Here is a 21,374-nt window from a genome sequence, read left to right as displayed (position 1 = left end):
ACCAACGATTTCATCGTTCGGTGAGCTTCAGTTCGATCCGACGGTTCTGCGCCCTGGCTTCGGGCGTGTTGGCCGGGTTGACGGGTTGGAACTCGCCGAACCCGTTGGCCGCCAATCGGTTCGGCGGTATGCCCAGCGCGTCGACCATGTAGCGCACCACTGACAAGGCACGACCCTGGCTAAGCTCCCAGTTGTCACGATATCGACCACCACCGCCCAAAGGCACGTTATCCGTATGACCGTCGACCCGAATGACCCAGTTCAGGCCGGATGGAATTTCGGCCGCCACACCACGCAAGATGTTGGCCACTTTGGCGACTTCCTGACGCCCTTCCGCTGACAAAACCGCCGAGCCGGTATCGAACAGAACTTCCGAGGAAAAGACAAACCGGTCCCCCTCGATCCGGACGCCCTCCTGATTGCCCAGAACATCGCGCAACCTGCCGAAAAACTCGGAGCGATAGCGTTCAAGGTCTGCGGCCTGCGCCGTCAGCTCCTGATTTTCACCGGCAAGGGATTCCGCTTCCGCCTCAAGTCGAAGACGCTCGGCCTCTTCCAGCAATCGGCGGCGACGCTCTTCCGAGGCGGCCCGTGCCAATGCCGCGTTCAGGTCCTGACCCAATGTCTGAATTTGAACTTCTGAGGCTGCATTGCGCTCTTCGAAGTCGTCCAGCAGGGCCTGCAAAGACCCCAACTGTCCTCGTAAAGCTGCGATCTGTTGGTTCAATAAGGCAGCCTCGCGTTGTGCTTTAGCAGAGATTGTCTTCTCTGCCGAAATTGTTTCGCGCGCGACGGCCAGCAGGGCCTCTCGTTGATCCGCTAATGATCTTTGCTCATCCGCGTCGACTTGCGCCTTTGTCCGCGCCGCAAGAGCGGCCTCCAACTGCGCTTGCAGTTCCTCGTTGTTCAGTTCCCCAAACTGGCGTTCAAGCTCAGCTCTGGCAGCTTGCGCGGCAGCCAACAAGGTCAGGGTTTCCTCGGCCTCCTTCCGCTGCGCCTCCAGCGCAAGGGTCATGGCCGTCAACTCAGCATCTGCGTTCTGTAACCGATTGCGCAGGTTTTCCGCAGCTGCAGCTTCCGCCAAGCGGGCCGCTTCTTCGTCGCTCAGGTTCTGTTCCAGTTCTGAAATCTGGGCCACACGTTCCGCTTCGGATTGCTCTAGATCAGCAATCAGTGCTTCCAGTGCCTCGCGACGCGACGCCGCCAAACGCGCTGCTTCAGCCTGTGCGTCAATCTCGTCCCGGCTTTGGGCAAGTGCAAGGTTCAGCGCTTCTTGCGCGCTAAGTAGTTGTTCACGCTGGTTTTCCAAAGCAGCAATATCACCCAACGCCCGTTCCTGATCAGACAACAAGGCCGCGACCTGCGCTTCGAAATCTGTGATACGGGTTTGTGCCTGATCCAATGCCGCCGCTTGCCGGTCCCTCTCGGTCGTCAGTGATGCGATCAGTGACTGCGCTTGCGCCAAGTCACCTTCGGCCTGCGAGAGTGTCGTCGTAAGCGCCCCGAGTCGAGCTTCCAATCGACTATTTTCGCGTTCTTCCAGACCAAGCGCGCCCGCTAGCGCAGCCACTTCATCTGACAGGGCCGTCAACTCATCTTCTTGCCCCGAGATGGTTTCACGCAGAACAAACTGTACCACCATGAAGATGGTCAGCACGAAGATCAGCACCATCAGCAAGCCCGTCATCGCATCCACGAAGCCGGGCCAGATAGAGCCTTGGAATCGTTGGCCGGTACGGCGGGAGAGCGCCATGGGTTACTCCCCTTCCGGCGCGGTGCGCACCGCGCCGCGCGGCAGGGTCATCGCTTTGACCAACAGTTCAAGATCCTTGCGCAGTTCGTTCATGCTTTCCTGCCGTCCGGCGGAAATCTCTTCCAGAATGCGCAGCAATTGGACATCCATGGATCGCAAGCGCATGCGGCTTTCGGCATCAATCCCTTCGCCTGACCCGTGATCGCGCAAATGATCCAACAACGCGTCCTGGCCCAACGCGATCCGTTCCAGCGCGGCAGTCACGCCTTCGCTATCTGCCTGACGCAAGTTCATATCACCAATTACATCGACCAATTGGCTTAGCTTTGCTGAAACGTCTGCCCTCTCAGTTTCCTGCGAAATAAACATCGACTGCAACGCATCCATCTGTTCTGACATCGCATCAAGAACCGGCGTCAGCACAGCAATCTCGGCACCGCCATCCTCACCCGAGGCAAATCCGACGCGGGTGATACCAGACAGCCATTCTTCCAGCTCACGGTAGAAACGGTTTTGGCCGTGCCCGGCAAACACTTCAAGAAGGCCCACAATCAGTGACCCGGCCAGACCCAGCAAAGACGAGCCAAAGGCGACGCCCATACCCTGTAATTGCGCCTCAAGCCCGGTCATGAGGCGGTTGAATACGGCCAGCCCTTCTTCGCCCTCTTGCGGATTAAGGCTGCGGATAGTGTCGACAATGGCCGGCACGGTCGTGGCCAGACCGAAAAACGTTCCCAAAAGACCCAGATAGATCAGGACGTTGGTGATATAGCGCGTAATCTCGCGTTCTTCCTCGACCCGTTCCGCCACGGAATCAAGGATCGAGCGTGTCGATGTTGAACTGATCTGAGACCGTGCGCCCCGTTCCCGCAAAAGCGACGCCAGCGGTGCCAACAGTTGGGGCGTGCGGGCGTCTTCACGGACCACCCCGCCAACGAATGCCTCAATCCATCGGACCGAGCCGATAAGCTGCGTGACCTGATAGAAACAGGCGAACACACCGATAACAAAGACCAACAGAATAAACCCGTTCAGATACGGGTTCGCGAAAAACACCGGCAGCACATAGGGCAGCGCCATGAATATCCCCAGCCCTGCAAGGCCGATTGCGATCAACATCATCACAATCTGCCGAATGGGATGCGAGAAATGGGGTCTCGCGCCCTGATGTGCCTGCGCCATGCGCGTTGTTCCCGATATTTGCCTGCTCTGGGCCGAATCTAGCGAAATTACGCCGGTGACGCCAAGAGTTTATGCGGTAAGGTTGCGCACCCGTTGCGACAACCACTCAAGATCCGGATCGTGTAAGCCGATCTCGGTCAGATGTTCGGCTGTATTGTACAGATATTCGGTGTTAGGGCCGCGCCCGCCAACCGCGTGGGCGATGATCTGGGCCTGATCCTCTAACGGCATACCGCCGCAATACTGCACATGATCGCCATCAATCACATATGTCACGGCATTCACAGCCTCGCCATTGTCCAGATGAACATCCAGCATTCGTTCAACATAGGCCGACGAGATTAATTCGCGTTCGCGTAGTTCTTGCAATGTACGGTCTTCGTGCCCGGATTCCACCGCCAGAGCCAACCCTTTGCACTGGGCCTCGGCCTGTTCGTCCAACGCCAAGACAAGGCCCGGGTTTTCTTCTGTCCCGCGGTGGTGGATCGAGCTCATGCAAAATGACCGCGCATAACCGTGCAACGTCGCGCGCTCGCTGCGGGCCACCGGAAAGCCCGGATTCCACAGCAGAGATCCATAACCGAAAACCCACATCGTCATTGCACTGGTCCTTGCCCGTTTCGGCCTATAAACATCAAATCCAAGGCAGGAAAAAGGGCCAATGCGCATGCGCCGTCTGATACGAGTGATCATTTTTGCGGCTCTCGCATGGAGCGCCTACTGGTTCGTTGCCGGGTATGGCCTGCGCAATGCGATCACAAGCTGGTTCGACCAACAGCAAGACCTGGGCTGGCAGGCCGATTTCTCGGATGTCGCCACCGCTGGATATCCCGCGCATCATCTCACCCGGTTGAACAATCCTGCGCTGGCGGATCCGGTGAACGGCACGGCCTGGAGCGCGGATTGGATCGAATTCCAAAGCCCCGCAATCTGGCCCGGACGGCAGGTTTTGCGCTTTGCCGAAACGCCGCAGCGCTTGTCCTACTATGATCAGACTTCAACCATTGAGGCAAATGCACTTCAGGCCGAGCTTCAATTGCAGCCCGGCGTTGCCTTGATGCTTGAGAAAATGGCCCTGACTGCCGGGCCATGGATGATCACCGAAGACACAGAAACGCTGGCCGCCGGAAGCACACTCGGGCTTATCATGGAGCAAACGGCCGTTCCCGAGGCCTATATGATTTCGGGGAAAGTGGACGGCTTCACGCCCGGGGATGACCTGCGCAACCTGATGAAATCAGCCGCATCGCTACCGCAGGCGTTCGATACGCTGGAGTTGGATATGGTCGCCACGTTCGACAAGCCATGGGACCGCTCCGCGCTAGAGCAGAGCCGCCCGCAGCCGACGCAAATCGATCTGAATCTGGCTGAAATCAAGTGGGGCGAGTTAAGATTGTTTGCGGCCGGAGAGCTTGATGTCGACACCCAGGGTATCCCAACTGGCGAGATCGCGATCAAAGCAGAGAACTGGCGCGATATGATCGCAATGGCGAATGCTGCGGGCGCCCTGCCCGATCAGGCCGTTGACCCAGTGACGCGCGCCCTGAATTTTCTGGCCGGCTTGGGTGGCAACCCCAATGCGCTGGATCTGCAGCTGAACTTTCGCGATGGATTCGTCGCGTTGGGGCCGCTGCCACTTGGGCCTGCCCCTCGCCTGATCCTGCGCTAGCGGCAGTATGGACCGCTGCGATAGCGTGCTGTGTCCAGATGGAAATGGTCGCGGTGGTAATGATCTGAGTTCGGCCCCAACACAGTACCAAAGGGTCCGCACGCGCCGCGCCAGACTTTCTTGAGTTGTTTTTGGGATGGGTTCTTACGCCATCCCTGATACACGCTCACCACTTCGCCATCTGCCATCACAAAACCCGAGATATCTATGGCGCGCCCTTTGCCATGCTCGGAAACACGGGCGCCTTTGCGGTTGTTGCGGGTGCGACACGCATAATGTGCAGCCACCTGCAACTGGACGACCGGACCCCGCCGCTTGAAGGTTGGCTTGACTGACTTATCCACCCACTTGTTCAGCGCAATTGCCGTTCCGCAATCCATTGTCGACGGGCGGCTTAGCTTCACACCCGAGATCGAGGTGATCTGAACAGCGTCCTTAACTCCGCACGCCTTGATTTTCCCCGGAACCCTTCCAACGGCTTTGCCTTGAATAGCGATGTCGCCACACACCGAGCTCTTACGCAATTTCCGTTTCTTGAACAGCACCTCTTGTTCCAGCGACTTGGGCCGCATGTACGGCATCAGAGATGTGTCGGGTGCCAACAAGGGCAAATCCGACGGCCGCGCGGTAAAGGCCGCTACCTGCGGCGAGGCTGGTCGCAATTCAGGGCGCAATTTGGGGATGGCGATCACTTGGACCGACGCGCTCTGGACGGCGACGGGGACAATTGATGCTCCGCCTGAATAGATCGCCGGTCGTGCGACCGGTATCAACGACTGTTCCAATGGCATCGCCTGAGGCGCTGAGGCCCAGATGACTGCAACTCCGATTAGTAGTCTTCCCCCCAAAACTCTCATCAGCTTGCCTTTCCGCGACCGAAATCCGGCGCATCGGTATCCTGACCCGCGTCGATGATACCGCGCCGAATGGCGCGGGTACGGGTGAAATAGTCAAACAATTGCTCACCGTCGCCGGTTCGAATTGCCCGTTGCAACGCAAACAACTCCTCGGTGAAACGCCCCAGGATCTCTAGTGTTGCGTCCTTGTTGGTTAGAAACACATCGCGCCACATGGTCGGATCAGAGGCAGCAATACGGGTGAAATCACGAAAGCCCGCTGCCGAGTACTTGATGACCTCGCTATCGGTCACCCGCCGCAGATCATCGGCCACACCCACCATCGTGTAAGCAATCAAGTGTGGCGCATGAGAGGTCACGGCCAAAACGAGATCATGATGGTCGGCGTCCATCTCATCGACGTTTGATCCCAAACCTTCCCAAAACGCGCGCAATCGGACGATGGCGTCCGGGTCGGACCCATCGACTGGAACCAGCAAACTCCAACGGTTGTCGAACAATTCGGCAAAGCCGGATTCCGGACCCGAATGTTCCGTCCCCGCCAACGGGTGGGCCGGGATAAAATGCACGCCTTCGGGGATGTGCGGAGCCACAGATTTTATGACGTGGCGCTTTACAGACCCTACATCTGACACTGTTGCGCCTGGCTTCAGAACCGGCGCGATGTCTTTCGCAACTGCGGCCATTGCCCCCACGGGTACGCATAGAACAACCAGATCGGCACCCTGGACAGCTTCCTGCGCAGTGTCGCATACCCGGTCGCACAGCCCAATGCGGCGGGCGGTGTCCCGGGTCGCCGTGGACCGGGCAAAGCCTGTAACCTCGTTCGCAAGGCCTGCGCGTTTGATCGCCCAGTACATGGACGAAGCAATCAAGCCCAAACCAATCAGCGCCACGCGGTCATAAATCTGGCTCATGCAGCGCCCCCTTTGAACGCAGTGACAGCCGCGACAACACGGCGACAGGCCTCTTCATCGCCCACAGTGATCCGTAAAGCGCTTGGCAGGTTGTAACCCGCAACACGTCGCACGATCAAACCCTGCGTTTTGAAGTGGTCGTCACAAGCCTCGGCCTCGGCCTGATCTGCAAAGCGCGCGAGAATGAAATTGGTGCTGGATGGATCAGAGGGCACGCCAATCTTCGCCAGTTCATCCGCCATCCAAACCCTAAGGCGCGCGTTCTCAGATTTGCAGAACTCTAGGAACTCGGTATCGTTAATCGCAGCTTCGGCTGCAGCAAGCGCGGTCAGCGACAGGTTGAATGGCTGGCGTACCCGGTTCAGCACATCGATAATCGGCTTCCGCGCATATCCCCAACCCACCCGCATACCGCCCAAGCCATACACTTTGGAAAAGGTCCGCGTCATGATCACGTTCTCAAAGCGGTCAACCAATGACGCACCGCCATCAAACCCGTCGACGAATTCCGTATAAGCACCGTCGAGCACCATCAGGCAATGGTCAGGCAAACCCTGGGCCAGACGCCCCAATTCTGCTTCGGAAATCATGGTCGAAGTCGGGTTACCGGGGTTGGTTACAAAAACGATTTTTGTCTGTGGCGTCACCGCATCCAAAATAGCATCGACATCGACCTTTCGGTCGCGCTCAGCCACCATAACCGGTGTCGCGCTCGCCATACGCGCGATGATTGGGTACATCGAAAACCCGTGCTCGGTATAGATGACCTCGTCCCCCGGTCCCGCATAGGCCTGGGCTACAAATTGCAGCACTTCGTCGCTGCCGACACCGCAGATGACCTGTGCCGGGTCAAGCCCGTGCACATCACCGATGGCCGCGCGCAGGCTCGCGTGGTCTGTGTTGGGATAACGATGTAATGTGGCCGCGCTGTCGCGAGCGGCTTCAATCGCCTTGGGACTGGGGCCGAACGGGTTTTCGTTGGAACTCAGCTTGATAACCTGTTCCACCCCCGCAACATGCGATTGGCCGCCCTGATACAGCGCAATGTCCATAATGCCGGGTTGAGGGGTAATTTGGGTCATGAGAGGCTCCGTTGATTGAGCCCCTCATACCTGTCTCAAGGCGTTGAGAAAAGCGGCAATTCCGTCAGGCGGCCTTGAAGCGGGCCGTCGCCGGATCAGCATTGTAAGACGGCACGTACTCTTCGGTCCGGTGCGACAGCTCATTGACACTGTCGATGATGAATTGGACCGTTTCCTCGCTCATCAAATACGAGAAGTTCAGCCGCACCCAACCGGGTTTCTTCATTTCCTCCCCGGCCGACAACTCGGCGTGCAATCTTTCCGAGGTCGCCTGGTCAATGTCCAAAAGGCGGTGGGCATAAGGTCCCGCGCAGGCGCATCCTCCCCGTGCCTGAATGCCGTAGATATCGCTGAGCATCCGTGTGAACAGTTGTTGATGCACCGGCTGTCCGGCATTGTCACGGACAAGGAAAGAATAAATCGGCAAGCGATGCGGGTTGTCCGTTCCCAGCAAAGTCAGGTTCGGATTGTCCTTCCAGCCGTCCAGCGCCATGCGGTTGTACAAAGCTTCGCGCCTGGCGATCTCGTCCGTGCCAACCACGTCTTTGACAATAAAGGCAAGTGCCGCACGAATATCGCCAATGACATTGGGCGTTCCGGCCTCTTCCCGCGCAGACAGATCTTCGCTGTAATCGTGCCGCCAGGGCGAGACGAAGCTAACGGTCCCACCGCCCGGCCAGCTGGGGCATGTGCGTTGAACGACAGACCGGTCTACGACCAGCACGCCGGATGCACCCGGCCCGCCTGGAAATTTATGAGGGGACACAACGATTGCATCCTTACGGGCATCATGTGGCCCCATATCCATCGGCAAATACGGACCGCCACCAGCATAATCCCAGACGGCCAGCGCGCCATGCGCTTTCAGCAGCCGTGTCACCGGGTCGGGATCGGTGATGATCCCAGTCACGTTCGATGCGGCCGAAAACGACCCGATCACCAGATCCGCGCCTGAATTTGCACTCAAGGTGTCTTCTAACACCTGCAAATCAATACCTCCGCCAGATGCCTCGGGTATTTCTATCACCTGCGCTTTGCTTTCGCGCCATGGCAGGATGTTCGAGTGGTGTTCGTATGGACCGATCAAAACAATCGGTTGGTCAGCCTCCTGCACTCCCAGCAGACTGACCAACCGATTGAGCCCAGCAGTGGCACCAGATCCAGCAAATATCACCGCATCTTCTTCCCGTGCGCCAACAATGCGGGCTATTTCTGCGCGCGCCTCGCGCCGAAGCCGCGTCATATACGAACCGCAGTAAGAGGCCTCGGTGTGGCTGTTGGCATAGAACGGCAAAACATGCGCGGCTACGAAATCTTCAACCTGCCGCAACGCGCGGCCCGAGGCGACGTAGTCCGCATATACAAGCGGCACGTCCCCATGCAGACCCGGGATCAGGACATTCTCTCCGATCAACCCATCGCGCAGACTGGAATTGTGAGTGGTGGATTGGATTTCCGCACGAAAATTGGTCAGGGTCATAGCATGGGCTCCTTACTGTAGAACCAATATGATTGGCCTGGATCGCAGAAACTTCGTCAATTTCTGCGTATACGTTCGAAATTTTGTGTCGTATGATCAGATATGAACTCAAAATTAGATCATATTGATACGCGCATCCTTCGAGAGCTGCAAAAGGAAGCAACACTGTCGCAACGAGAATTGGCTGATCGGGTCGGCCTGTCTCAAAATGCGTGCTGGCGTCGGCTAAAGGCCCTGAATGATGACGGGGTGTTGCTGGGATCAAATGCGCGGATCGCGCGCGAGAAACTTGGGTTGACCCTTGTGGTCTTTGTAATGCTGCGAACACGACACCATTCAGCCGACTGGCTGCAAGCGTTCCGCAGTCATGTACTGACGATCCCCGAGGTCGTGGATTTTCATCGGATCGGTGGAGATTACGACTATCAACTCAAAGTGGTGACGCAGGACATGGCCAGCTACGACAAGGTCTATCAACGACTGATCGAAAAAGTCGAACTGGACAGCGTGACGTCGTATTTCGCAATGGAAGCAATCGCTGAAAATCGGCCCCTGCCGATCTAATCACTTCAGAAATAACGACCGCAGCTTGCGAAAATGAGGCACGGCAATCGATCGGAAGGCTTCAAGTTTGGCAGAGGGCCAGACGTCAGGATGTGCCACCACCCAGATATCGGCGTAGGGCTGAGGCGGCACACCCGGGATCTGCACCAAACCCGGCAGCGACCGACCCAAAAACATCGGCATCCTGACAACGCCCAATCCAGCCTGCGCCGCGGCGGACAATGCGACCATATCGTCAAATCGCATTCGAATTCGCGATCCTGGAAGAGATTGACGCACGGTAGCCGGCAGTTCCGAATATCTCTCATACACCAGCCAATCGACGACACCCCGCGGCTCCGCTTTGATGCGTTCCACCCAGGCTTGGGTCGCGAAGCTGGCAGTGTGTTGCCCGGTCAGGCGCAACCCTTTGAGGCTGTCGCCAGGATTGCGGCTGATACGGATGGCAATATCAGCCTCTCGCCGGTTCAGATCCAGCATCTCATTGTCAGCCCGTACTTTCAGGTCGATCGCCGGATGTTTCCTGTTAAATGCATCCAGTACCGGGGCCAGAACATGAGCGATCAACAGCTGCGGAGCGGTCAGGGTCATAGCCCCCTCAAGCCGAGTGTCCTGCCCTGAAAGCCCGCGGCGCATTGCAAGTTCTGCGCTTTCCATATGTGCCGCGTGCTCGGCCACTGTCAGTCCAGCTTCCGTTGGGCGATATCCATCAGCCAGACGCTCGAACAGAGCTTGGCCAACGACCGCTTCGACCCGCGCGATCCGCCGCGCAACGGTGGTATAGTTTATCCCAAGCCGGTCAGAGGCTGACGACAACGAGCGTGCGCGCACGACTTCCAATACCGCTCGATAATCATCCCAATGCGCCAACATGATATGCGTTTTCGCATATCTAAGATGCATTTACACGCGTTTTTGCTCGAGCGCGCTGCGCCTAACTTGGTTCAGCACAACCAAGGAGCTGAGAACATGATCTACGCATTTGCGAAATTGACGGTAAAAGACCCCGGCGCGCTGGCGGCGTATCGCGAAAAAGCTGGCGCTGCGCTAGCACAACATGGTGGCAAGGTTGAAACAGCCACAGCCGAACCGACGCCACTGGATGGGACGCCGGATTTGCCGGACGTCGCAGCACTATTGTCTTTTCCAGACCGGGAGGCCGCGCTTGGTTGGATCAACGATCCCGAACTGACTGAAATCCATGCCTTGCGCCACAGCATTGGCGCATCAGATATCACTCTGCTGGGCTGACGCGGATTCGTACTTAAAAAAGAAAGAGCCGCGCTCGAAGGCGCGGCTCTGAACTCAGACTGGTTCGGCGAAGATTAGTTCTTCGCGTAGAATTCAACGACCAGGTTCGGTTCCATGACAACCGGATACGGCACGTCACCCAGGCCCGGCGCGCGGACGAAAGTTGCGGTCATTTTCGAATGGTCGGCGTCGATATAGTCAGGCACGTCACGCTCAGCCAGAGCCGCAGCTTCCAAAACAACAGCCAGTTGCTTGGACTTGTCCCGCACTTCGATCACGTCGCCTTCTTTGACACGGTAGCTGGGGATGTTGACCCGCTTGCCGTTTACTTTGACGTGGCCGTGGTTCACGAACTGACGAGCCGCAAATACGGTCGCAACGAATTTGGCGCGGTAAACGACAGCGTCCAGACGGCGCTCCAACAGGCCGATCAGGTTTTCACCAGTGTCACCCTTCACACGCTCGGCTTCGCCGTAGATGCGGCGGAATTGCTTTTCAGTCAGGTCGCCGTAGTAGCCTTTCAGCTTCTGCTTGGCGCGCAACTGAATGCCGAAATCTGACAGTTTGCCCTTGCGGCGCTGGCCATGCTGGCCGGGTCCGTATTCGCGACGGTTGACTGGGGATTTCGGGCGACCCCAGATGTTTTCACCCATCCGGCGGTCAATTTTGTGCTTGGCAGACGTGCGTTTGGTCACGGCTGATCTCCTTCGTTTTGATCGAAGCCCGAATGGGCAACTATGAAGGGCGTTGTCCTCTTGAGGTTTCCCTCATGACAGGCATCCCCTTGCAGGGGCCACCAACACCAATGAAGCGGCGCTTATATCTGCGGCTCCAGCAAAGTCAACACGCCAAGCCGCGTAGTGGCAAAAACATCGAGAAAACCAAGGGGCCTGTTGTCATAGCGAATTCGAGCAACCCAAATGCGGGGACCAATTCCGAAGACATTTTTGTTAGGCTAGGCTTGGGATGGGAAAGAGATTACAGCGGATCCGCCTATCTTGTCTGCATATTGCGGCAGGGGCTGCTCGGTCACTTCGCTGATCCAGAACTCCTGATCGCGTGGGGGGCATCCATGTTCGAAAACCAAAGTCGGGTAGATGTTGTCGTCATCGACAACAATATCCGCATCAAAGCTCTGAGCACCGTTGGTCAAAACTATTGTTCCACTGACGTGACCCGGCACTTGTCTGACCGTTGGGAAACGACCGCCCATTCGAGACGCAGCGCCACCAGCATACCCGGTCTGTTCAAGCTTGTGTTCCAAAGCTTCACTCAGCACCATAGCTTGACCGCGCCAGGACCATGCCGCTCCAACAGCCAAATAGGCCAGAGGTGCAGCCTCGAGCCCATCAATATCCGTTTGTTTCCACGAAATAGCTACGCGACCGTTGAACCCGGTTCTCATCTGCCCACTCACACCTTTCAACATACTACCACTTACGCACGCCCCCTTATCAGTCGAGATTCCGGCGGAAAAGAGACGCAATTGCAGCAATCGCGAGAATGTTACATTTCTCAAACACTGATGTGGAACTGGCGAGGCTTGGCCGTCCTCATGTATCGTACGCCTCACACCCCAAACCGGGCCGGTACGTGGCGAAAGCGAACACAGCGCCCGTATCGGGCGGGTTGGTTTTGATTGGCCAAACCTTTTCAAGCTCTTGCCGAGGACCATTGGCCAAAAACAATAACCTCATCGCCAAACTGATTGATGAGGAACGCATCGTAGAGATCAACCAATAGGCAAATCGGTTCAGCCACAAGGCTCATTCCTGCGCCCCATTTCCGCCAAAAGCGCCACGCCATAGTCCGCCTTAACATGTGTCGGTACACTGCTTCGAAGGTCCAAGAAGCTTTCGCGGACTTTGATGACGGAATCATTCCGGGCCGCTGCGCCTACTGTGCGGATGGTTTGTAACAGCGGTGTGCCAAGCGCGCTGAGTTCGTGGTTTTGCGCCGATACTTGCATCTTTGTGCAGCAAAAGACCCCTGCCCGGGGCGAGGAGACAAAGAGGGGGCGATCATCATCACTTGCTACGGCTTGCGCAATCCTTTGATCCAAAAGAGCAAATTTATGGGCCAACGGGTCATCGAGAAGGTCATCGGCTCCGCCATCGACGAGGACCAGCAAGGCGGTGTGATTTCCGCATCCAGTTTCGTTGGAGGCAGTGGAAGCGCAGTGTGCACCGCATTTGCAGCGCACACTTCGTCAACAGTGTCTCTGGCGACGATCAAGCCGTGATTGTCACGAGCGATGATCTTGATGTCGGGTGTGAGCACACCCATGACGAATACATCAATGTCGTCGGGCTTCGCTACTCCTCTGTGGTCTGTGGGCCATAGCTGGAGAACAACTCTGCGGTCTTCTCTATGTCTGCTTCGCTTAGGACATGCGGCGTGCCTAAAAGGAGGCTGTGATAATACTGGCTGGCCAATTGTTCCAATTCACCGGCCAACCACATCGCGCGGGTCATGTTCGGGCCAGTTACGACCATACCGTGATTTGCCATCAGGCAACCGGCACTGCCAGTCATTGCCTCTAGAACCATCTTCGACAGATCATCTGTACCAAATGTTGTGTAGTCAGAGCATTTGATTTCAGTGGTACCGAAGGCTGCAATCATATAATGGACCGCCGGAATAGGCTTGCGTAGGATCGACAAGATGGTAGCGAATGGTGCGTGGGTGTGCACGACCGCGCCAGCATCTTCGCGCGAAGCAAGGATGCCGCGGTGAAAACGCCATTCAGTCGAGGGCCTGCATGGCCCGTCCCACGCGCCTGTCTCGTCATCGATGGCAATTTTGGCAACTTGGTCGGGCGACATTTGCGCGCTGGGAATACCTGAAGGCGTGATCAGCATGTGATCTCCGCAACGGGCCGAGACGTTGCCTGATGCGCCTTTGTTCATCCCTTCCAGGCTCAATTCCTGATAGGCGGCAACGACTTCGGCCCGGATTTTGGTCTCATTCATATGCTAGGCTCCACAAAAGTTGTTCAAAGGATTTCCCTTGATGTAGCTTACATACCCGGCAAGAACTTGGGCAGCGTATAGTGCGGCCCGTGCCGAGGCGCTCGCGATGTAAGGGGTCAGTGTCACGTCATCGATTAGAAGCAATGACCGATCGGGTGCGTGGATTCGACAGAGGATGTCTCGCGCATATGATCGGGCCCACGTCGGTCACAAGCCGCGCTTGCTCAGCGACAACAGCCCCGACTAAGTCTCGGGCGATCTGGCTGAATGGTTGCAGGGCAAAGGCATGAAACACACGCGCTGCGCGCCCTACATGATTGTGGCGCGACATTCAGGCTTTCCATCAAATCAGGCAATTGTCCGGAAGGGCAGACGCTCGCCAATAACCTGCGAATTTAGGCACCAAACCCAAATAAGGTCTAACTACAGCCATGTATAACGCCGCGCAGTTCAGCGAGACCGCGCATCCTGCCTACTAATGGATAACCAGGCTGTGACGGACGTGTGAGATCGCTCAGTAGGGCGTGGCCGTGGTCCGGTCGCATGGGGATCTCATAATCTGACCGTCCCTTATTTCGGCGCCGTTGTTCCTCGGCTAGCAAGGCGCGGATCGTTGCAACCATATCGGTGTCTCCGGCCAGATGTTCGGACTCGGAAAAACTGTGGCGATTGTTGTCACTTGGACCGCCGCGCATCGTATTGCGAAGATGTACAAAGTGGATGCGATGACCAAGCTGAGCAATGAAAGACACAGGGTCGAACTCTGTATCAACACCCAATGAACCGGTGCATAGAGTTACCCCATTTGCCGGGCTGTCGACCGCATCCAACACGGTGACGTAATCACTTTGCGACGACATGACCCTAGGCAGCCCAAGCAAAGGAAACGGCGGGTCATCGGGGTGGCAACATAACCGGATGCCGAGGTCTTCAGCCGTCGGGATTACCTCGGACAGGAAATCAACCAGATTGGACCGGAGCATTTCAGGTGTCACACCGATATATGCGTCGAGGTTACGTTTCACGTCCGCAAGAGACCAATTGTCGTTCGCCCCTGGCAAACCAACGACGATATTGTTCGACAATTTCAGGCGATCTCCGTCGCCCAGATTTACAAACCGGGCCTGTGCAGCTTCTACGATCTCGGTTGAATAGTCTTGCTCTGCGCCTTTCCTGCATAGGATGAAACAATCGAATACGACAAAATCCAAGAGATCAAATCGCATCGCGTGCCCACCATGTGGAAGCGCATAGCTTAGGTCTGTCCGCGTCCAATCCAGTACAGGCATAAAGTTATAGCAGACCGTGTAAATGCCGCACTTAGCCAAATTGCAAAGCGTTTCCTTGTACGTTTCAAGGTGATGGCTAACCGGTCCGGTTTGCGATTTAATTGCTTCAGACACCGGCACACTTTCAACGACATCCCAAGATAACCCGGATGGAACACCTCCGGGCTGTTCAATCTGTTGCAGCCGCTCTTTGATCCGCTCGACGGACCAAGCCTCTCCTGTTGGAACATGATGTAAGGCTGAGACGATGCCGGTTGCGCCGGTTTGCCGTATTTCACCAATCGAAATCGCATCGGAAGGGCCAAACCACCGCCAGGTCTGTTTCATGGTGTTGCTCTTTGATCATACGGGGTCACCATCACGCCTCATCTTTCCCGAGATTTACATCGACAGGAATGAGCGCGCCTTTGTGGCGGACGACATGGCTTGCAAGGCGACATCCATGCCGTATCCCGGCACTTAAATCATCGTGCCTTAAAACACTTGCCAATACACCAGCATTAAAACTGTCCCCTGCTGCGGTGGTGTCGACAACACCTGTCACTGGATCAACGTCTACCTCACCGCGTTGATCTGCCTTCTGAAAAACCACTGGCTGAGCGCTGTTTTTGACGACAATCTGATCCACCCCAATCTCAGCATATCGGTTCAGCGTTGCAATTGAATCGCGATCCCCGAACCACTCTGCTTCATCATCGTATGATGGCAGAACGATATCAGATTGTGCCGCAGCCATCATAATCATGTCTGTCATTTCTTGCGGCGTAGACCAAAGCCGCGGTCTCAGGTTCGTGTCGAAGGCAACAGTCATTCCGTGCGCTCGAGCATGACGCAAAGCATCAAGCAACTTTTCGCGCGATGGTTGATCGAGAATGGCGAGAGTTATTCCAGACAAGTAGATTAAGTCTGCGTCGCCAATTGCCCGCCCAAGTGCAATCTCGTCGACCGCGAGTTGTCTGGCTGCGGAGTCGCCGCGCCAATAGGAAAAACTGCGCTCACCATTGGTGAGATGGATCATATATAGCCCAACTGTTTTGCCTGCGATGACCTGGACGTGCGTATCGCAAATCCGACTGTCCTTCATAAACGTCCGCATGTCCTGCGAAATCACGTCGTCTCCGACGGCGGTCAGATAGCTGACGTCGATATCTGATGCGCCCTGTGCAAGGTACCATGCTGTGTTGAAGGTATCGCCCGCAAAACCAAGCTTGAACTCACCGATCTGATCTGATGGGGCAAGTTCTGCCATGCACTCCCCGATTGCCAAGAAACGCATATCAGTTACAAAAAATCGTCGCGACGGGGTGTGAAACTGTCGACCAATGTACCGGGCTCCAGGCATATGCAGCCATGGGTTTGGCCTGACGGGATGACAAAGCTGTCACCGGGGCCAAACTCTTGTTCGCGTTCACCAAGTGTGAAACGAAATCGTCCACTCTCGACATAGGTCGCCTGAACATGCGGATGGCTGTGAAGGGCACCAATCGCCCCGGCCGCCTGAAACCGGAAGGCGACAACCATGATCTCCGAATGATCAGAAAGGACCTGCCGCGTGACATGCTCACCGGTGGAGACGATCGGGAAATGGGACACAGGTTCTCTCCTTTTCTATTAGGAAAACAGCATGCCACCGTTGAGATCAATATTTGCGCCAGTGATGAAAGCACTGTCCTCGCAGGCCAGGAATAGAACCAGGTTCGCTGCATCATCCACATGACCTTGACGCTTTAGCGGCGCGTTGGCTTCAAAGCCGCGACGACCTGCATCAGGCGTGTGAACGTTGTGAAAATCGGTGTCGATCATACCAGGGCAAAGCGCATTTACGCGAATGTCCGGGCCGACTTCCTTTGCCAATCCGCGTGTCATGGTCATGACCGCGCCTTTGGCAGTGGCATAGGCGACGGCACCCGGCCCACCACCATCGCGCCCGGCTTGACTGGCGAGATTCACAATGGCTCCTGACGTCATCCTGGACAGGCAGGCCTGCGTCATCAGGAATGTACTGGTCAGATTCAGACTCATCACGGCGTCCCAATGCTCAACGGACATTTCCGCAATGGTTTTGCGAGCAATCAGGCCGCCCGCGTTGTTGACCAGAATGTCGACGCCTCCAAAAACTTCGACAGTGCGATACACCAGCGCGTCAACATCCGCTCTCTTGTTCAAGTCTCCTTGTAAGGCGATCGCCTTACCGCCATTGGCTTCGATTGCAGCGACGGTTTCGTCCGCGCCATTCGAGCTGGAAAAGTAGTTAATCGCAACATTTGCGCCTTCAGTGGCGAGCTTGAGTGCAACGGCGCGACCAATATCACGGCCTCCCCCGGTCACGATAGCGGTTTTACCTGCAAGTTTCATCTTGGTCCTTCCTGTAGCGAAGCACCCAGCTTCGCATTTGTCATTGGTTTAAGTTGGCTGCCTGCGGAATGCGCTCATAGCGCAAAGGGAGGAGCCACTAACGGAATGCCCCCGGCATAAGTGCCTTTGGGAGCCACAGAATGATTTCGGGAAATGCCGCCAGCAGAATGAGAATGACCAGCATTGGGGCAAGGATGAGCACAACCTCTTTCAGGACTTGCACAACGTTTAGGCCGCCGATCGCTGCAGAGATTAGCAAACACAAGCCATAGGGCGGCGTCACGAGCCCGAAAGCAAGCGAGACGATACCGATGATGGCGAAGGCGATTGGATCAACCCCACCCGCTTGGGCCACAGGCATCAGAACCGTGCCAAGAATGATGATCGTCGGGATTGCGTCGATAAACAGGCCAAAGAGGAGAAACAGCAGGGCAATCAACAGTGCTGTTCCAAAAGCGCCGAACTCCCACGCGGTCAAGACGCCGACGATAAGACGCGGCGCATCGTAGAAGGACAGTAGCCAGCCGAATGCCGACGCGGTGCCGATTGCAAACAGCGAAATGGCTGCAAATCGTGCCGTATCGTAGAGGATGAAGCCCAAGTCTTTGGGTGTGACCGTCCGATAGACAAACATACCCAGGATCAGCGCATAACCCGCTGCGATGATTGCACTTTCAGTTGGCGTTACGAGGCCGCCCACGATACCGCCAATCACAAAGACCGGCGTCAAAAGAGCCAGTGCGGCCCCTTTCCAAGCGGCCCAGAACTCACCCCAATTAGGCGTCGCTGTCACCGGGTAATTGCGAGCTTTTGCGAAGCCATATACCGTGGCCATCAAGGCAAGGCCGATCATCAAGCCCGGAATCGCACCACCCAGAAACAACGCGCCGACAGAGACCTGCATGACACCGCCCCAGACGATCATCAGGATCGACGGCGGGATGATGACCCCCATCACCGAAGAGCAGGCGGTAATGGCGACGGCAAACCGCGTGTCGTACCCCTCTTTCTGCATGGCTGGGATCAGGATTTTTCCAATGCCCGCCGCATCTGCTGTGGAAGATCCGGAGATGCCTGCAAACAGCATCGACACAGCGACATTCACATGGCCCAAGCCGCCAGGCATCCAGCCGGTCAACACGCGCGCCAGTTCGATCAGCCGGTCGGTTACCTTGCCGGAATTCATCAGGTTGGCTGCCAGTAGAAAGAATGGCACGGCCAACAGGATGAACGAGTTATAAGATTGAAACATCCGATCCAGCACGATGAACGGCGTCAGCCGCAGCTCAAGCAACACAACCGGAAGGGTCGCCAAACCCAATGCGAATGCCACTGGGACACGGATGAAAATCAGCACCAGAAAGCCCGAAATAAGCATCGTGGCGGCAGTTGCAGTATCGAGGATCATGCCTGGTTGCTCTCTCGGTTAAGATATTTCGCGACGGCTTCGGCCAACCGGTAGCCTGACAAGAGAAACCAAAACCCTCCGGCAATCGGGACCGAGATGTGCGTAATCGCAAGATTGGCGCGCATCATTACGGACCGCTGGTTACCCCCAAATTCGGTGTATTCGATGCCGTAAAACAGGAAGAAAGCCCCAAAAATCATGATGGCAACGTGAACTATGCCGTCTTGAAGCAAACTTGGCAGCGGTCTCATCACATTCCGGGTGATCCGAACGTCGAAATGCGTACCGTCCCAGACAGCGACAATTGACCCGATCATCACAATCCAGACGAACAGGAACGTCGCCAGCTCTTCGGTCCAAAGGTAAGTTGGGATCAAACCGGTGTAGCGAGAAACAACTTGCATCGCGACCGGGATGGCGAGTGTGCCCATCATCACACCAAGCAATATGCGAAGCCCAGCGCAGAACTTATCCAGATATTTTCCAAGCATGTTCCGCCCTACTCCGCAATGTGACGCGTCAAGCGCATCTGAAATTATGCCGACAGGCGAGCTTGATGACTCACCCGCCCGTCAGCCGGGAGATTACATTCCGCGAACGTTGTTGAGCAGTTCTGTCGCGCCCAGCTCTTCAGCATAGGCGTCTTGGACCGGCTGAACCAATTCCAGCATTTTCTCGCGGCCCTCGAACTCGTGCACTTCGATCTGACCTGCGTCGATCATTGCCTGAAGCTTTTCACCGTCCTGACCGCTCTCTAGCGCGCGACCAAATGCACCGGCTTCAGCGCCAGCTTCCATGATAGCAGCCTGCAGGTTCGCTGGCAGTTCATCGAAGATTTTCGCTGACATCACAATTGGGCGTACAGTGATCGTGTGCTGGGTCAATGAAACATGCGGCGCGACTTCGTAGAACTTCAGGTTCTGGATCGAGGCCGCTTCATTTTCGAACCCGGCAATAACGCCTGTTTGGATTGCGTTATAGACTTCGTTGTAGGCGATGGCAGATGGTGCCGCACCAACAGCTGAGAATGTCTGCGCCTGAATCGGCGCCCCCATGACGCGCATACGGTGTCCTGCAAGCTCTTCCATGTTTGTGATGGGCTCGGCAGATGCGAGATTGCGTACTCCACCACCGTGATACCCGACGATCACAATGCCCGCGGCTTCACGCAGATCATCCTCAAGAGGTTTCAATGCATCCGATGAAAGCACCGCATCCCAGTGTTCGAGATCGCGGAACAGGAAAGGCATATCCATCAATGGAATGGACTCTGAAAACACGGCCATGTTGGACGGGGCCAGGATCGTGTAATCTACCGCGACACCTTGGTTGAGGTAGGTGACATAGTCGGATTCGACCCCAAGCTCACCATTCAGCCGAAGATCAAACTCGACCTCACCATCGTAATTCTCGGCGACCAACCGTTCAAACTCGCGCAGTGTCTTGGTGAACGCATGCTCTTCATCAAACATGCTTGCGCCGCGCAGCGTGACATCAGCCTGCGCGGTCGAAATCCCGCTTAGCAAAACAGCCGTCGCAGCCATCGTCTTAAGTGAAAAATTGAACATTATATCCTCCCAGATCAAGTTCAGGTCTTGTTTTCTTCCAGTCGTCTCTGACTGGCGATCGTGTTCGAAACCTTGCAAGCGGCATTGCCAGATCAGTCTTCACCCAAATCTGGATGATCTGATGCCCTCCCAGCTAGCACGATTGCTCCGCCCTCGTTCATGGGCATACACAACACGAAAACTGGGATACTAGTCAACCTAGATTCTGTAAAATTTTTCAGAACATTTATAATTATCCATATAAAACAGTAAATATTATGTCTCCTAGTATCCTAATTTACTCTGTTACTTCTCTCATTTATCTGCCAAACTGGTGCTAAGCAGAGGTTGGAAAAAACAAATGGCAGCATTGGGAACACTTGAGCGTACGACGAGTAGCGATGTCGTCTTTGACGAACTGTTTGGACAAATTACCCGGCTGGAGTTGCTTCCAGGGACAAAGATATCCGAAGCGGATGTCGCGAAATCATTCGGATTTTCACGTCAACCTGTGCGAGAGGCTTTCACACGGCTTGCCAACCTCAATCTTCTTTTGGTTCGACCCCAACGGGCAACAGTTGTTCGGCCGTTCTCACGGCAGTTAATCGCAAATGCCCGCTTTGTGCGGTCAGCGGTCGAGTTGGAAGTCATTCGTGCTGCAGCGTCAGATCGCGACAAGTCGGTAGATGCAGCGTTAAAAGCCAACCTACGTGAGCAGGCCACTGCAATCTCATCAGAAGGTGTCAGTTTGTTCCATGATCTGGACTACCAGTTTCACAAACTACTTTGCGCTTCGGCCAAACAAGCGTTTGCGTTCGAAATCATCGCCGAGAACAAGGCGCAGGTTGATCGCCTTTGCATGCTGGCTTTGACCAGCAAAGAAGCAATGGATGTTCTGTACCAAGATCATCAATCTCTTTTGCAGGCCCTGTTCAGCGGGGATGCGAAAACAGCCGATCAAATCCTTCGCACGCATCTTGACCGTTTGACACCGACGATCCAAGCGATTTACACGACCCACAACGCTTACTTTGATGAGTAGCAAACT

General features: G+C 55.8%; 23 protein-coding genes. 4 read left to right on the top strand and 19 right to left on the bottom strand.

From position 1 onward, the window contains the following. Positions 1-10: 10 nt before the first annotated feature. The 3 genes from ACR0BU_RS03810 to ACR0BU_RS03800 all read right to left on the bottom strand — a co-directional run bounded on the left by ACR0BU_RS03810 (position 11) and on the right by ACR0BU_RS03800 (position 3,535). Entirely contained in the window at positions 11-1,753 is a 1,743-nt protein-coding gene (locus ACR0BU_RS03810; protein WP_480736152.1) for a peptidoglycan -binding protein, read from the bottom strand. 3 nt (positions 1,754-1,756) lie between these two features. Next, the gene (locus tag ACR0BU_RS03805; RefSeq protein ID WP_298933923.1) at positions 1,757-2,935 is read right to left on the bottom strand and encodes a biopolymer transporter ExbB; all 1,179 of its coding nucleotides are present in this window, start codon (positions 2,933-2,935) and stop codon (positions 1,757-1,759) included. Positions 2,936-3,004: 69 nt separating this feature from the next. Continuing rightward, on the bottom strand, positions 3,005-3,535 hold the full coding sequence (locus ACR0BU_RS03800; protein WP_480736153.1) for a gamma-glutamylcyclotransferase: 531 nt from the start codon (positions 3,533-3,535) through the stop codon (positions 3,005-3,007). Positions 3,536-3,596: 61 nt separating this feature from the next. Here ACR0BU_RS03800 and ACR0BU_RS03795 point away from each other — a divergent pair, with 61 nt between their 5' ends. Next, the gene (locus ACR0BU_RS03795) at positions 3,597-4,604 is read left to right on the top strand and encodes a DUF2125 domain-containing protein (RefSeq protein WP_480736154.1); all 1,008 of its coding nucleotides are present in this window, start codon (positions 3,597-3,599) and stop codon (positions 4,602-4,604) included. Here the strand turns inward: ACR0BU_RS03795 and ACR0BU_RS03790 are convergent. From ACR0BU_RS03790 to ACR0BU_RS03775, 4 genes are all read right to left on the bottom strand, one after another. Next, a complete protein-coding gene (locus ACR0BU_RS03790) occupies positions 4,601-5,461 on the bottom strand; it encodes an extensin-like domain-containing protein (RefSeq protein WP_480736155.1) in 861 nt (286 codons plus the stop codon). The genes ACR0BU_RS03795 and ACR0BU_RS03790 overlap by 4 nt on opposite strands. Then, positions 5,461-6,378, bottom strand: a complete 918-nt coding sequence (locus ACR0BU_RS03785) for a prephenate/arogenate dehydrogenase family protein (RefSeq protein WP_480736157.1) — start codon at positions 6,376-6,378, stop codon at positions 5,461-5,463. The genes ACR0BU_RS03790 and ACR0BU_RS03785 overlap by 1 nt, the downstream gene beginning before the upstream one ends. After that, positions 6,375-7,460, bottom strand: a complete 1,086-nt coding sequence (hisC, locus tag ACR0BU_RS03780) for a histidinol-phosphate transaminase (RefSeq protein WP_480736159.1) — start codon at positions 7,458-7,460, stop codon at positions 6,375-6,377. The genes ACR0BU_RS03785 and hisC overlap by 4 nt, the downstream gene beginning before the upstream one ends. A 64-nt stretch (positions 7,461-7,524) precedes the next feature. Continuing rightward, positions 7,525-8,940 carry an aminotransferase class V-fold PLP-dependent enzyme gene (locus ACR0BU_RS03775; protein ID WP_480736160.1) on the bottom strand — a complete coding sequence of 472 codons (1,416 nt, stop codon included), beginning with the start codon at positions 8,938-8,940 and terminating at the stop codon, positions 7,525-7,527. Positions 8,941-9,042: 102 nt separating this feature from the next. On the opposite strand from ACR0BU_RS03775, the gene ACR0BU_RS03770 reads away from it, so the two are divergent. Beyond that, complete coding sequence (locus ACR0BU_RS03770; RefSeq protein WP_480736161.1) at positions 9,043-9,504, top strand: Lrp/AsnC family transcriptional regulator; 462 nt, start codon at positions 9,043-9,045, stop codon at positions 9,502-9,504. Here ACR0BU_RS03770 and ACR0BU_RS03765 read toward each other — a convergent pair whose 3' ends face one another. After that, positions 9,505-10,407, bottom strand: a complete 903-nt coding sequence (locus tag ACR0BU_RS03765) for a LysR family transcriptional regulator (RefSeq protein WP_480736162.1) — start codon at positions 10,405-10,407, stop codon at positions 9,505-9,507. Positions 10,408-10,473: 66 nt separating this feature from the next. Here ACR0BU_RS03765 and ACR0BU_RS03760 point away from each other — a divergent pair, with 66 nt between their 5' ends. After that, entirely contained in the window at positions 10,474-10,755 is a 282-nt protein-coding gene (locus tag ACR0BU_RS03760) for a DUF1330 domain-containing protein (RefSeq protein WP_299077370.1), read from the top strand. A gap of 74 nt (positions 10,756-10,829) precedes the next feature. Here ACR0BU_RS03760 and rpsD read toward each other — a convergent pair whose 3' ends face one another. The 11 genes from rpsD to ACR0BU_RS03705 form a co-directional block, all read right to left on the bottom strand. Continuing rightward, the gene (gene rpsD / locus ACR0BU_RS03755; protein ID WP_120631987.1) at positions 10,830-11,450 is read right to left on the bottom strand and encodes a 30S ribosomal protein S4; all 621 of its coding nucleotides are present in this window, start codon (positions 11,448-11,450) and stop codon (positions 10,830-10,832) included. Between the two features lie 260 nt (positions 11,451-11,710). After that, complete coding sequence (locus ACR0BU_RS03750) at positions 11,711-12,160, bottom strand: hypothetical protein (RefSeq protein WP_300071690.1); 450 nt, start codon at positions 12,158-12,160, stop codon at positions 11,711-11,713. 629 nt (positions 12,161-12,789) lie between these two features. Beyond that, complete coding sequence (locus ACR0BU_RS03745) at positions 12,790-13,041, bottom strand: hypothetical protein (RefSeq protein ID WP_480736163.1); 252 nt, start codon at positions 13,039-13,041, stop codon at positions 12,790-12,792. 29 nt (positions 13,042-13,070) lie between these two features. Then, on the bottom strand, positions 13,071-13,727 hold the full coding sequence (locus ACR0BU_RS03740; RefSeq protein WP_480736165.1) for a class II aldolase/adducin family protein: 657 nt from the start codon (positions 13,725-13,727) through the stop codon (positions 13,071-13,073). 419 nt (positions 13,728-14,146) lie between these two features. Then, positions 14,147-15,343 carry a mannonate dehydratase gene (uxuA, locus tag ACR0BU_RS03735; RefSeq protein WP_480736166.1) on the bottom strand — a complete coding sequence of 399 codons (1,197 nt, stop codon included), beginning with the start codon at positions 15,341-15,343 and terminating at the stop codon, positions 14,147-14,149. Between the two features lie 31 nt (positions 15,344-15,374). Beyond that, the gene (locus ACR0BU_RS03730; RefSeq protein WP_480736168.1) at positions 15,375-16,292 is read right to left on the bottom strand and encodes a sugar kinase; all 918 of its coding nucleotides are present in this window, start codon (positions 16,290-16,292) and stop codon (positions 15,375-15,377) included. 5 nt (positions 16,293-16,297) lie between these two features. Next, positions 16,298-16,609, bottom strand: coding sequence for a cupin domain-containing protein (locus ACR0BU_RS03725; RefSeq protein ID WP_299886574.1), 312 nt, complete (start codon positions 16,607-16,609; stop codon positions 16,298-16,300). A gap of 18 nt (positions 16,610-16,627) precedes the next feature. Further along, on the bottom strand, positions 16,628-17,371 hold the full coding sequence (locus ACR0BU_RS03720; protein ID WP_298933957.1) for an SDR family NAD(P)-dependent oxidoreductase: 744 nt from the start codon (positions 17,369-17,371) through the stop codon (positions 16,628-16,630). A gap of 97 nt (positions 17,372-17,468) precedes the next feature. Continuing rightward, entirely contained in the window at positions 17,469-18,779 is a 1,311-nt protein-coding gene (locus ACR0BU_RS03715) for a TRAP transporter large permease (protein WP_480736169.1), read from the bottom strand. Next, positions 18,776-19,270: a TRAP transporter small permease gene (locus tag ACR0BU_RS03710; protein ID WP_480736170.1), complete on the bottom strand. Its 495-nt coding sequence runs from the start codon at positions 19,268-19,270 to the stop codon at positions 18,776-18,778. The genes ACR0BU_RS03715 and ACR0BU_RS03710 overlap by 4 nt, the downstream gene beginning before the upstream one ends. A 93-nt stretch (positions 19,271-19,363) precedes the next feature. After that, positions 19,364-20,347, bottom strand: a complete 984-nt coding sequence (locus ACR0BU_RS03705) for a TRAP transporter substrate-binding protein (protein WP_480736172.1) — start codon at positions 20,345-20,347, stop codon at positions 19,364-19,366. A 340-nt stretch (positions 20,348-20,687) separates the two neighbouring features. Here ACR0BU_RS03705 and ACR0BU_RS03700 point away from each other — a divergent pair, with 340 nt between their 5' ends. After that, positions 20,688-21,368 carry a GntR family transcriptional regulator gene (locus ACR0BU_RS03700; RefSeq protein ID WP_480736173.1) on the top strand — a complete coding sequence of 227 codons (681 nt, stop codon included), beginning with the start codon at positions 20,688-20,690 and terminating at the stop codon, positions 21,366-21,368. Positions 21,369-21,374 lie beyond the last annotated feature (6 nt).

The organism is Ruegeria sp. CK2 (assembly GCF_056536585.1).
Note: the sequence above shows the minus strand (reverse complement) of the source record. Positions and strands in the feature narration are given on the sequence as shown.

Coding starts and splice junctions, on each gene's coding strand:
- ACR0BU_RS03810 (WP_480736152.1), bottom strand. CDS start 1,753: ATGGCGCTCTCCCGCCGTACCGGCCAACGATTCCAAGGCTCTATCTGG.
- ACR0BU_RS03805 (WP_298933923.1), bottom strand. CDS start 2,935: ATGGCGCAGGCACATCAGGGCGCGAGACCCCATTTCTCGCATCCCATT.
- ACR0BU_RS03800 (WP_480736153.1), bottom strand. CDS start 3,535: ATGACGATGTGGGTTTTCGGTTATGGATCTCTGCTGTGGAATCCGGGC.
- ACR0BU_RS03795 (WP_480736154.1), top strand. CDS start 3,597: ATGCGCATGCGCCGTCTGATACGAGTGATCATTTTTGCGGCTCTCGCA.
- ACR0BU_RS03790 (WP_480736155.1), bottom strand. CDS start 5,461: ATGAGAGTTTTGGGGGGAAGACTACTAATCGGAGTTGCAGTCATCTGG.
- ACR0BU_RS03785 (WP_480736157.1), bottom strand. CDS start 6,378: ATGAGCCAGATTTATGACCGCGTGGCGCTGATTGGTTTGGGCTTGATT.
- hisC (WP_480736159.1), bottom strand. CDS start 7,460: ATGACCCAAATTACCCCTCAACCCGGCATTATGGACATTGCGCTGTAT.
- ACR0BU_RS03775 (WP_480736160.1), bottom strand. CDS start 8,940: ATGACCCTGACCAATTTTCGTGCGGAAATCCAATCCACCACTCACAAT.
- ACR0BU_RS03770 (WP_480736161.1), top strand. CDS start 9,043: ATGAACTCAAAATTAGATCATATTGATACGCGCATCCTTCGAGAGCTG.
- ACR0BU_RS03765 (WP_480736162.1), bottom strand. CDS start 10,407: ATGCATCTTAGATATGCGAAAACGCATATCATGTTGGCGCATTGGGAT.
- ACR0BU_RS03760 (WP_299077370.1), top strand. CDS start 10,474: ATGATCTACGCATTTGCGAAATTGACGGTAAAAGACCCCGGCGCGCTG.
- ACR0BU_RS03750 (WP_300071690.1), bottom strand. CDS start 12,160: ATGAGAACCGGGTTCAACGGTCGCGTAGCTATTTCGTGGAAACAAACG.
- ACR0BU_RS03745 (WP_480736163.1), bottom strand. CDS start 13,041: ATGGGTGTGCTCACACCCGACATCAAGATCATCGCTCGTGACAATCAC.
- ACR0BU_RS03740 (WP_480736165.1), bottom strand. CDS start 13,727: ATGAATGAGACCAAAATCCGGGCCGAAGTCGTTGCCGCCTATCAGGAA.
- uxuA (WP_480736166.1), bottom strand. CDS start 15,343: ATGAAACAGACCTGGCGGTGGTTTGGCCCTTCCGATGCGATTTCGATT.
- ACR0BU_RS03730 (WP_480736168.1), bottom strand. CDS start 16,292: ATGCGTTTCTTGGCAATCGGGGAGTGCATGGCAGAACTTGCCCCATCA.
- ACR0BU_RS03720 (WP_298933957.1), bottom strand. CDS start 17,371: ATGAAACTTGCAGGTAAAACCGCTATCGTGACCGGGGGAGGCCGTGAT.
- ACR0BU_RS03715 (WP_480736169.1), bottom strand. CDS start 18,779: ATGATCCTCGATACTGCAACTGCCGCCACGATGCTTATTTCGGGCTTT.
- ACR0BU_RS03710 (WP_480736170.1), bottom strand. CDS start 19,270: ATGCTTGGAAAATATCTGGATAAGTTCTGCGCTGGGCTTCGCATATTG.
- ACR0BU_RS03705 (WP_480736172.1), bottom strand. CDS start 20,347: ATGTTCAATTTTTCACTTAAGACGATGGCTGCGACGGCTGTTTTGCTA.
- ACR0BU_RS03700 (WP_480736173.1), top strand. CDS start 20,688: ATGGCAGCATTGGGAACACTTGAGCGTACGACGAGTAGCGATGTCGTC.